This window comes from Pandoraea horticolens (genome assembly GCF_902459555.1).
GTDB classification, from domain to species: Bacteria; Pseudomonadota; Gammaproteobacteria; order Burkholderiales; family Burkholderiaceae; genus Pandoraea; species Pandoraea horticolens.
Genome location: NZ_CABPSM010000029.1, coordinates 20300 through 28927 on the forward strand (window position 1 = coordinate 20300; position 8628 = coordinate 28927).

Genomic DNA, 8628 nt, shown 5'->3' on the forward strand with positions numbered 1-8628 from the left:
GTATGCGCGAATTCACTGTGATGTGCTGCGCATTCTTCCTGCTAGAAATCTTGCTTTTTTCTCAATATCTCTTCCGATAACGGTCTTTGACCGGCACTGACCCGGCATCGATGCTCCTGGCTACGCGGCACGTTTTTGCTGCGTGAAGCAGGAGAAAGTCGGAGAGCGGCATGAACGGGACCAGTGTGCTGTTCGGCCAGATGCTGACGGTGTTCGGCATCGTGGTCGCGGGAACTTGGGGTGCCACCCAATGGACCGCCGCACACCTGGGCTATCAGCTACGCCTCGGCTCGCCCTGGTTCGACTGGCTTGGCATCCCGTTCTATCACCCGTGGCGGCTGTTCGAGTGGTGGTACTGGTACGACGCCTATGCGCCGCGTCTGTTTCTCAAGGGCGGCGCCATTGCTGCCGCGAGTGGTGTCACCGCTGCGGGTGTCGCCATCGGCATGTCGGTATGGCGGGCGCGGCAATCGCGTCTCGTCACTACCTACGGTTCGGCGCGATGGGCCGATGGCCGCGACATCCATAAGGCTGGCCTGACAAAACCAGCAGGCGTTTTCCTCGGTCTGCATGACGGTCAGTACCTGCGCCACGAAGGCCCTGAACACGTCCTGACTTTCGCGCCGACGCGCTCCGGTAAGGGCGTGGGCCTGGTGATTCCCACGCTGTTGAGCTGGCCAGCGTCCGCCGTTATTCACGACATCAAGGGCGAGAACTGGGCCATCACCGCGGGCTGGCGCGCGCGCTTCTCGCACTGTCTGCTGTTCAATCCGACCGATCCGAAGTCGGCGGCGTATAACCCGCTGCTCGAAGTCCGGCGCGGCGCGCATGAAGTACGCGACGTGCAGAACATCGCCGACATCCTGGTCGATCCCGAGGGCGCGCTCGAACGCCGCAATCATTGGGAAAAGACTTCGCACGCACTGCTGGTCGGCGCGATCCTGCATGTGCTCTATGCGGGCGAAGACAAGACGCTGCGCGGTGTCGCCAACTTCCTGTCCGATCCGGCGTGCCCGTTCGAGCTGACGCTGCACCGGATGATGACGACGAAGCACCTGGGCGATGCACCGCATCCCGTCGTCGCATCTGCCGCGCGCGAAGTGCTCAACAAATCGGACAACGAGCGGTCGGGCGTGCTGTCCACGGCCATGTCGTTTCTCGGCCTGTACCGCGACCCAACAGTGGCCGAAGTCACTTCGCGCTGCGACTGGCGTATCGCTGACCTGATCGCATCGGAGCATCCGGTGTCGTTGTATCTCGTCGTGCCGCCGTCGGACATCAGCCGCACGAAGCCACTGGTGCGCCTGATCCTCAACCAGATTGGTCGGCGCCTGACCGAATCGCTCGACGGTAGTGACGGTATCGCACGCCGCCACAAGCTGCTGCTGATGCTCGACGAGTTTCCGGCGCTGGGCCGGCTCGATTTTTTCGAGACGGCACTCGCGTTCATGGCCGGCTACGGCATCCGCAGCTTCCTCATCGCGCAATCGCTCAACCAGATCGACAAAGCCTACGGCCAGAACCATTCGATCCTCGACAACTGCCATGTGCGCGTGACGTTCGCCACGAACGACGAACGCACCGCCAAGCGCATCTCCGAAACGCTCGGCACCGCGACCGAGCTGCGCGCGCAACGCAACTACGCCGGCCACCGGCTCGCGCCGTGGCTCGGCCATCTGATGGTGTCGCGTCAGGAAACCGCGCGTCCACTGCTGACGCCGGGCGAAGTGATGCAACTCCCGCCCGACGACGAAGTGGTGATGGTGTCCAGCGTCGCACCGATCAAGGCGAAGAAGCTGCGTTACTACACCGACGCCAATTTCAAGTGCCGCGTGCTGCCACCGCCCGTGCTCGCGGTCGGGCGCTACACCGACGCGCCGCCGTTGCGGCCGAACGATTGGAGCGGACTGGCGATTCCCACCGTGCCGGCAGCGCCGGTCGCCGCTGGCCTGGTCGGCGATGACACCGGTACCGCGGACGACGGCGGCCCGCGCAGGCAGCCGGAGCTGTCGGAAGTCTCCGAGTACAGCCCCGAACCGCAGCTCGCCGACAGCGACCTCGCGCTGCTCGACGACGATGACCCGCCGCTGCCGCTCCCTCGCCAGTTCGACCCGGCCATGCAGCGCACGGCCCGGCTGGCATCCCTCGATCACGACGACGGACTTCAGCTATGAGCCAGTATCGCCTCAACCTGTTCATTCCGCCCGAGCACGCCCGACGCCTCGACGAACTGGCGACGAAGAAAGGCGTCTCGAAGTCGTCCATCGTCGCAGCGGCGCTCACGTCCTGGCTCTCGCCCGATGCGGGCGACCAGCGCGAGGCAGCGATTGCCAAGCGACTGGATCGCCTGTCGCGCCAGTTCGAGAAGCTGGAGCGCGACCAGAACATCGAGATCGAGACGCTGGCGCTGTTCGTCCGCTACTTCCTCACGGTCAGCACGCCCGTCCCCGAAGCTCATCAGGATGCCGCTCGTGCGCAGGGCAAGGCGCGTTTCGAGCAGTTCGTCGAACAGCTCGGCCGCCACCTGATGCGCGGGCGCAGCCTCGTGCGCGAGGTGGTGGAGGAGCTGAACCCCGACGCCGCACGCCTGAACGATGCGGCGGCGCAGGCCGAAGCGCAGGAGCGTGCCTCATGAGCGCGCAGCCCCAATCTTTCGCTACCACGTCGCTCGACCGGCGCATCCGCATGTTGCGCACGGCAATGGGGCCGCTGATCGCTGCCGCGCTCGAAGACCCGGACGTGGTGGAAATCATGCTCAACCCCGACCACACGCTCTGGATCGACCGCCTGTCGTCGGGTCGCGCACCGATGGGCGCCGAGCTGTCCGAGGCGGACGGCGAACGCATCATCCGCCTGGTCGCCGCGCACGTCGGCGCGGAAGTGCATCGCGGTCAGCCGCTGCTGACCGCCGAATTGCCCGAAACCGGAGAACGGTTCGAGGGCATTTTGCCGCCCGCTGCGCCAGGGCCGGCCTTCGCACTGCGCAAGCGCGCGGTCGGTGTCATTCCGCTGGACCGGTACATCGCCGACGGCATGATGACCGCCGAGCAGGCCGCATTCCTGCGCGACGCGGTGCGCGAGCGCCAGAACATCCTGATCGCCGGCGGCACCAGTACCGGCAAGACCACGCTCGCCAATGCTCTGCTCGCGGAAATCGCCGCCACCGGCGACCGCGTGCTGGTGCTCGAAGACACCATCGAACTGCAATGCACGGCACGCGACCACGTACCGCTGCGCACGCGCGCCGGCGTCGTGTCCATGACCGAGCTGGTGCGCGCCACGATGCGCCTGCGGCCCGACCGCGTGATCGTCGGCGAGGTACGCGGCGGCGAGGCGCTGGATCTCATCAAGGTGTGGGGCACCGGCCACCCCGGCGGCATTGCCACGATCCACGCCGGTTCCGCGCTGGGCGCGCTGCTGCGCCTCGAACAACTAATTCTCGAAGTTGCCGTGAATCCGCCGCGCGCGCTGATCGCCGAGGCGGTGAATGTCGTCATCCACATCGCTGGGCGTGGCCGTCGCCGCCGCATCGAACGCATCGCCCGTGTGACCGGCTTCGATGCCACTAGCTACCAGCTCTGCGACGCCATGCCGTCGCCATCCGATCCAGCCCCGTCTTCGCTTCCCACCGGAGAACTCTGATGAGTCATGTCCATATTCTGCGCTTTTCCGTAAATCCGCTTGCACGCCTTCGCAGCCTGGGCAAGCCCGCACGGCAGGGACTCATGCTGGCCGTCGTGATGCTGGTGCTGACCGGCACGGCGAAGGCCAGCGGCTCGAACATGCCGTGGGAAGCGCCACTGCAATCCATCCTCGACTCGATCCAGGGTCCGGTCGCCAAGATCATCGCCGTCATCATCATTATCGTGACGGGCCTCACGCTCGCGTTCGGTGACACCAGCGGCGGGTTCCGGCGCCTGATCCAGATCGTGTTCGGGCTGTCGATCGCCTTCGCCGCGTCGTCGTTCTTCCTGTCGTTCTTCAGCTTCTCCGGCGGCGCGGTGGTGGCATGAACGAGCCAGCCACCATCACCCTCGGCTTCGAGGTGCCGCTGCATCGATCGCTCACCGAGCCGATCCTGATGGGCGGTGCGCCGCGCACCGTGGCGATCGCCAACGGCACGCTGGCCGCCGCCGTCGGGCTCGGCTTGCAACTGTGGATTCCAGGCATCGCACTGTGGCTGATCGGCCATTCGCTCGCTGTGTGGGGCGCGAAAGTCGATCCGCAGTTTATGCAGGTCTTCGCGCGGCACCTGAAGCACAAATCGCTGCTGGACGTGTGAGGACGATGCCATGCTGCATCTTGCCGAATACCGCCAGCGTCCCGCACTGCTTGCCGACTGGTTGCCGTGGGCGGGACTCATCGCGCCCGGCGTGGTGCTGAACAAGGACGGTTCGTTCCAGCGCACCGCACGCTTTCGCGGGCCGGACCTCGACAGCGCCACGCAGGGCGAACTGATCGCCACGACCGCGCGCCTGAATAACGCGCTGCGCCGGTTGGGATCGGGCTGGGCCTTGTTCATCGACGCCGAGCGCCGGCCGGCAGCAGACTATCCACACTCGGATTTTCCCGAGGCGTTGTCGTGGCTCGTGGACGAGGAACGCCGCGCCGCATTCGAGCTGACAGGCAGTCACTTCGAGAGCGGCTATCACCTGACGATGGTGTACCTGCCGCCGGAGGAGTCGCGCGCACGCGCCGCGAAGCTCCTGTACGAGAACACGCCCACGTCCGGCGTGGACTGGCGCGAGCGGCTCGCCGCCTTCGTTGCCGAAACCGATCGCGTGTTCGACCTGCTCGACGGCGTGATGCCGGAGATCGCCTGGCTGGACGACGGCGAGACGCTCACGCACCTGCACGCGACCATTTCGACGCGGCGCTACCGCATCGGTGTGCCCGAAGTACCGTTTCATCTCGACGCGCTGCTGGCCGATTCGGCATTGATCGGCGGCCTCGCACCCATGCTCGGCGACCAACACCTGCGGGTCGTGACGGTACGCGGCTTTCCGACCTCGACCTGGCCGGGCCTGCTCGATGACCTCAACCGGCTTGGTTTTGCCTACCGCTGGTCCACGCGCTTCCTGTGTCTGGACAAGGCCGAAGCCGAGAAGGTACTGACGCGGCTGCGCCGGCAATGGTTCGCCAAGCGCAAGAACGTCATCGCGCTGCTACGCGAAACGATCTTCCAGCAGGAATCGCCGCTCGTCGATACCGACGCGAGCAACAAGGCGATGGATGCCGATGCCGCCCTGCAGGAACTCGGCAGCGATCAGGTGGCGTTCGGCTACGTGACGGCGACCGTGACCGTCATGGACGCGGATGCGGCGGCGGCCGACGAGAAGCTGCGGAGGATCGAGCGCGTCATCCAGGGCCGGGGCTTTGTCACGATTCCCGAAACCCTCAATGCGGTCGAAGCGTGGCTGTCGTCGATTCCCGGCCACGCCTACGCCAATGTGCGGCAGCCGAGCATTTCCACGCTGAATCTTGCGCACCTGATGCCGCTGTCGGCCGTGTGGGCCGGGCCGGAGAAGAACAAGCACCTTGACGGGCCGCCGCTGATCGTCACGCGCACCGATGGCGACACGCCGTTTCGCCTCGTGACACACATCGGCGACGTGGGCCATACGCTGGTGGTCGGCCCGACGGGCATGGGCAAGTCGGTACTGCTCGCCACGCTGGCGATGCAGTTCCGCCGGTATCGCGGCTCGCGCATCTTCGCGTTCGACATGGGCCGCTCGATGCGCGCCACGATCCTCGGCCTCGGCGGCGAGCACTACGACCTCGGCTCCGATGGCGCAATCGCCTTCCAGCCGCTCGCACGCATCGACCGCGAAAGCTACCGCACCTGGGCGGCCGAATGGGTCGAAGGCCGTCTATTGCACGAAGGCATTGCCGTCGGCCCCGACGACAAAGCCGCCGTATGGTCGGCGCTCGGCAGCCTCGCCGGTGCGCCCGTCGAACAGCGCACGCTCACGGGCCTGTCGGTGCTGCTCCAGTCCAATGTGCTGCGTCAGGCGCTTGCGCCTTACGTGCTTGGCGGCGCGCACGGCCGTCTGCTCGATGCCGACCATGACCGGCTCGGCAGCGCTGACGTGCAGGGCTTCGAGATGGAGGAGCTGATGCCGAGCAAGGCGGCGGTGCTCGCCGTGCTGGGCTATCTGTTCGCGCGCTTCGACGAACGGTTCGACGGTGCGCCGACGCTGCTGATTCTCGACGAATCCTGGCTGTTCCTCGATGACCCGGTGTTCGCCGCGCGCATCCGCCAGTGGCTCAAGACGCTGCGCAAGAAAAACGTCAGCGTGATCTTCGCCACGCAGTCCCTCGCCGACATCAAAGATTCGAGCATCGCGCCCGCGATCATCGAGAGCTGCGCGAGCCGCATCTTCCTGCCGAACCCGCAAGCGACCGAGCCACAGATTCGCACGATCTACGAAGGCTTTGGCCTCAACGGCCGGCAGATCGAGATCGTCGCCACCGCTGAACCCAAGCGTGACTACTACTACCAGTCGCGCCTTGGCAATCGCCTGTTCGATCTCGACCTGGGGCCGGCCACTCTGGCATTCGTCGGCGCGTCCACGCCGCAGGACCAGCGCGACATCGATCACGTGCTGCTGAACGCCGGCACGCCCGGTTTCGCGGGTGCCTGGCTGCGCCATAGCGGCCTCGATTGGGCGGCCAACCTCATGCCTTCGTTCCTCACGTCACCGGAGATTCAGCCATGAAGAAGACCGGGCTGGCCGTCGTCACGGCCTTGCTGCTGTCGGTGTCGTCCACGAGCTTTGCACAGTGGGCGGTGTTCGATGCGGCCAACTATTCGCAGAACCTGCTGACCGCCGCACGCGAGCTGCAACAGATCGACAACCAGATCCAGCAGTTGCAGAACGAGGCGACGATGCTGGTCAATCAGGGTCGCAATCTCACGAGCCTGAATTTCAATTCGCTGTCGCAGTTGCTGTCCACGCTGGCGACGACGAACCAGTTGATCTCACAGGCTCAGGGGTTGACGTTCAACGTCGCGCAGTCGCAGGCGACGTTCAACCGGCTGTACCCGTCATCCTATGGCGCCGGCACCAGCAACGCGCAGATGGTGCAGGACGCGCAGACGCGCTGGCAGACCTCGGTGCAGGCATTGCAGACCTCGACGCAGATGCAGTCGCAGGCCGTGCAGAACCTGCTGTCCGACCAGAGCGTACTGAGCAGTCTGGTGACGCAGAGCCAGGGCGCGGTCGGTGCCTTGCAGGCGAGCCAGGCGACGAACCAGTTGCTCGCGCTGATCGCACGTCAGGCGATTCAGTCGCAGCAGCTCACCGTGTCGCAGCAGCGCGCGACGGCTCTGGACCAGGCGCGTGCGGCGGCCGACGAGGCACAGGCCCAGCAGGTCCGTACCCGCTTCATAGGCAGCGGCCCGCAATACACGCCGCAGTCGGTGAGCTTCTACGGGAACTGACAGCCATGCGCTGCGCACTGGTCCTATCCATCATCGCCGTGCTGACCGCCTGCGGTCGGCGTGAGCCGGTGTTAACGGTCGATGCGCTCGCGCACGATCCGCAGCGGCTTTACGCGCTGCGCCAGCGTTGCGCCGTTGCGCAAGCACATATGGACAGCGCGACCTGTCGCGTCGTGGACGCGGCCTATGCGCGGCGCTTCTTCCTTGGTCTGGGCGGTGCCGGCGAGTACCAGACGCTCGCCGAGTTGCCGCCGATTCCGGCGAGCTTCGAGGCACCGCAAGGGGATCGGCCATGAACGACCTTTCCGTCATCGACCAGTTCCTGGCCGTCTTCTCGCAATACATCGACTCGGGCTTTGGCCTGTTGCACGGCGAAGTCGCGTATCTCTCGGCCACGCTGATCGTGATCGACATGACGCTCGCCGGGCTGTTCTGGGCGATGGGTGGCGAGGAAGTGCTGGCTAAGCTGATCCGCAAGACGCTCTACGTCGGCGCGTTCGCCTACATCATCGGCAACTTCAACACGCTCGCGAGCATCGTCTTCCGCTCGTTCGTGGGCCTCGGCCTGCTCGCGTCCGGTTCGTCGATCAGCATCGGCAATTTCCTGCAACCCGGACGCCTGGCTGCCATTGGCGTCCAGGCCGGTCAACCGATTCTTCAACAGGTCGGTACGATGTCCAACGGCATCACCGCGGTCTTCAGCAACATCGACATGATCGTGATTCTGCTGCTCGCCTGGGTCGTGGTGGTCATCAGCTTCTTCATCCTGGCCGTGCAGCTCTTCGTGACGCTGATCGAGTTCAAGCTGACCACGCTCGCGGGTTTCGTGCTGGTGCCGTTCGCGCTCTGGAACAAGACCGCGTTTCTTGCCGAGAAGGTGCTGGGCAACGTGGTGTCGTCGGGTGTGAAGGTGCTGGTGCTCGCCGTGATCGTCGGCATTGGCTCGACGATCTTCGGTCAGTTCCAGACGCCGGCCGGTGCCGATCCGTCGCTGAACCACGCGCTCGCCATCATGCTGGCCTCGCTGACGATGCTGGGACTTGGCATCTTCGGGCCGGGCATTGCAACCGGCCTGGTGTCCGGTGCGCCGCAGCTCGGTGCCGGAGCGGCCGCCGGTACGGCGCTCGGCGTAGCGGGCCTTGCCGTCGCTGGCGGTGCGGCCGTAGCGACGGGTGGCGCGGCAG

Annotated in this window: 9 protein-coding genes; all 9 read left to right on the forward strand. The window is 65.7% G+C overall.

Annotated features, from left to right (window positions below):
* The first annotated feature begins 170 nt into the window (after positions 1–170).
* Positions 171–2174: a conjugal transfer protein TraG gene (locus tag PHO31112_RS25985; RefSeq protein WP_150624496.1), complete on the forward strand. Its 2004-nt coding sequence runs from the start codon at positions 171–173 to the stop codon at positions 2172–2174.
* A complete protein-coding gene (locus PHO31112_RS25990) occupies positions 2171–2635 on the forward strand; it encodes a CopG family transcriptional regulator (RefSeq protein ID WP_150624498.1) in 465 nt (154 codons plus the stop codon). Before PHO31112_RS25985 ends, PHO31112_RS25990 begins: the two co-directional genes overlap by 4 nt.
* Complete coding sequence (gene trbB / locus PHO31112_RS25995) at positions 2632–3642, forward strand: P-type conjugative transfer ATPase TrbB (RefSeq protein ID WP_150624500.1); 1011 nt, start codon at positions 2632–2634, stop codon at positions 3640–3642. The genes PHO31112_RS25990 and trbB overlap by 4 nt, the downstream gene beginning before the upstream one ends.
* Positions 3642–4013: a TrbC/VirB2 family type IV secretion system protein gene (locus tag PHO31112_RS26000; protein WP_150624502.1), complete on the forward strand. Its 372-nt coding sequence runs from the start codon at positions 3642–3644 to the stop codon at positions 4011–4013. Before trbB ends, PHO31112_RS26000 begins: the two co-directional genes overlap by 1 nt.
* Positions 4010–4282 (forward strand): VirB3 family type IV secretion system protein, encoded by a 273-nt coding sequence (locus PHO31112_RS26005; RefSeq protein WP_150624504.1) that lies wholly within the window; start codon positions 4010–4012, stop codon positions 4280–4282. Before PHO31112_RS26000 ends, PHO31112_RS26005 begins: the two co-directional genes overlap by 4 nt.
* A gap of 10 nt (positions 4283–4292) precedes the next feature.
* Complete coding sequence (gene trbE / locus PHO31112_RS26010; protein ID WP_150624506.1) at positions 4293–6719, forward strand: conjugal transfer protein TrbE; 2427 nt, start codon at positions 4293–4295, stop codon at positions 6717–6719.
* Entirely contained in the window at positions 6716–7444 is a 729-nt protein-coding gene (gene trbJ / locus PHO31112_RS26015; RefSeq protein ID WP_150624508.1) for a P-type conjugative transfer protein TrbJ, read from the forward strand. Before trbE ends, trbJ begins: the two co-directional genes overlap by 4 nt.
* A gap of 5 nt (positions 7445–7449) precedes the next feature.
* Complete coding sequence (locus PHO31112_RS26020) at positions 7450–7740, forward strand: hypothetical protein (protein WP_150624510.1); 291 nt, start codon at positions 7450–7452, stop codon at positions 7738–7740.
* On the forward strand, positions 7737–8628 hold an 892-nt coding region (gene trbL, locus PHO31112_RS26025; protein WP_150624512.1), incomplete at its 3' end, for a P-type conjugative transfer protein TrbL. The genes PHO31112_RS26020 and trbL, both read left to right, overlap by 4 nt.

Bases quoted from the DNA above. Each gene is read 5' to 3' on its own strand.
- PHO31112_RS25985 (WP_150624496.1), top strand. From the start codon at position 171: ATGAACGGGACCAGTGTGCTGTTCGGCCAGATGCTGACGGTGTTCGGC.
- PHO31112_RS25990 (WP_150624498.1), top strand. From the start codon at position 2,171: ATGAGCCAGTATCGCCTCAACCTGTTCATTCCGCCCGAGCACGCCCGA.
- trbB (WP_150624500.1), top strand. From the start codon at position 2,632: ATGAGCGCGCAGCCCCAATCTTTCGCTACCACGTCGCTCGACCGGCGC.
- PHO31112_RS26000 (WP_150624502.1), top strand. From the start codon at position 3,642: ATGAGTCATGTCCATATTCTGCGCTTTTCCGTAAATCCGCTTGCACGC.
- PHO31112_RS26005 (WP_150624504.1), top strand. From the start codon at position 4,010: ATGAACGAGCCAGCCACCATCACCCTCGGCTTCGAGGTGCCGCTGCAT.
- trbE (WP_150624506.1), top strand. From the start codon at position 4,293: ATGCTGCATCTTGCCGAATACCGCCAGCGTCCCGCACTGCTTGCCGAC.
- trbJ (WP_150624508.1), top strand. From the start codon at position 6,716: ATGAAGAAGACCGGGCTGGCCGTCGTCACGGCCTTGCTGCTGTCGGTG.
- PHO31112_RS26020 (WP_150624510.1), top strand. From the start codon at position 7,450: ATGCGCTGCGCACTGGTCCTATCCATCATCGCCGTGCTGACCGCCTGC.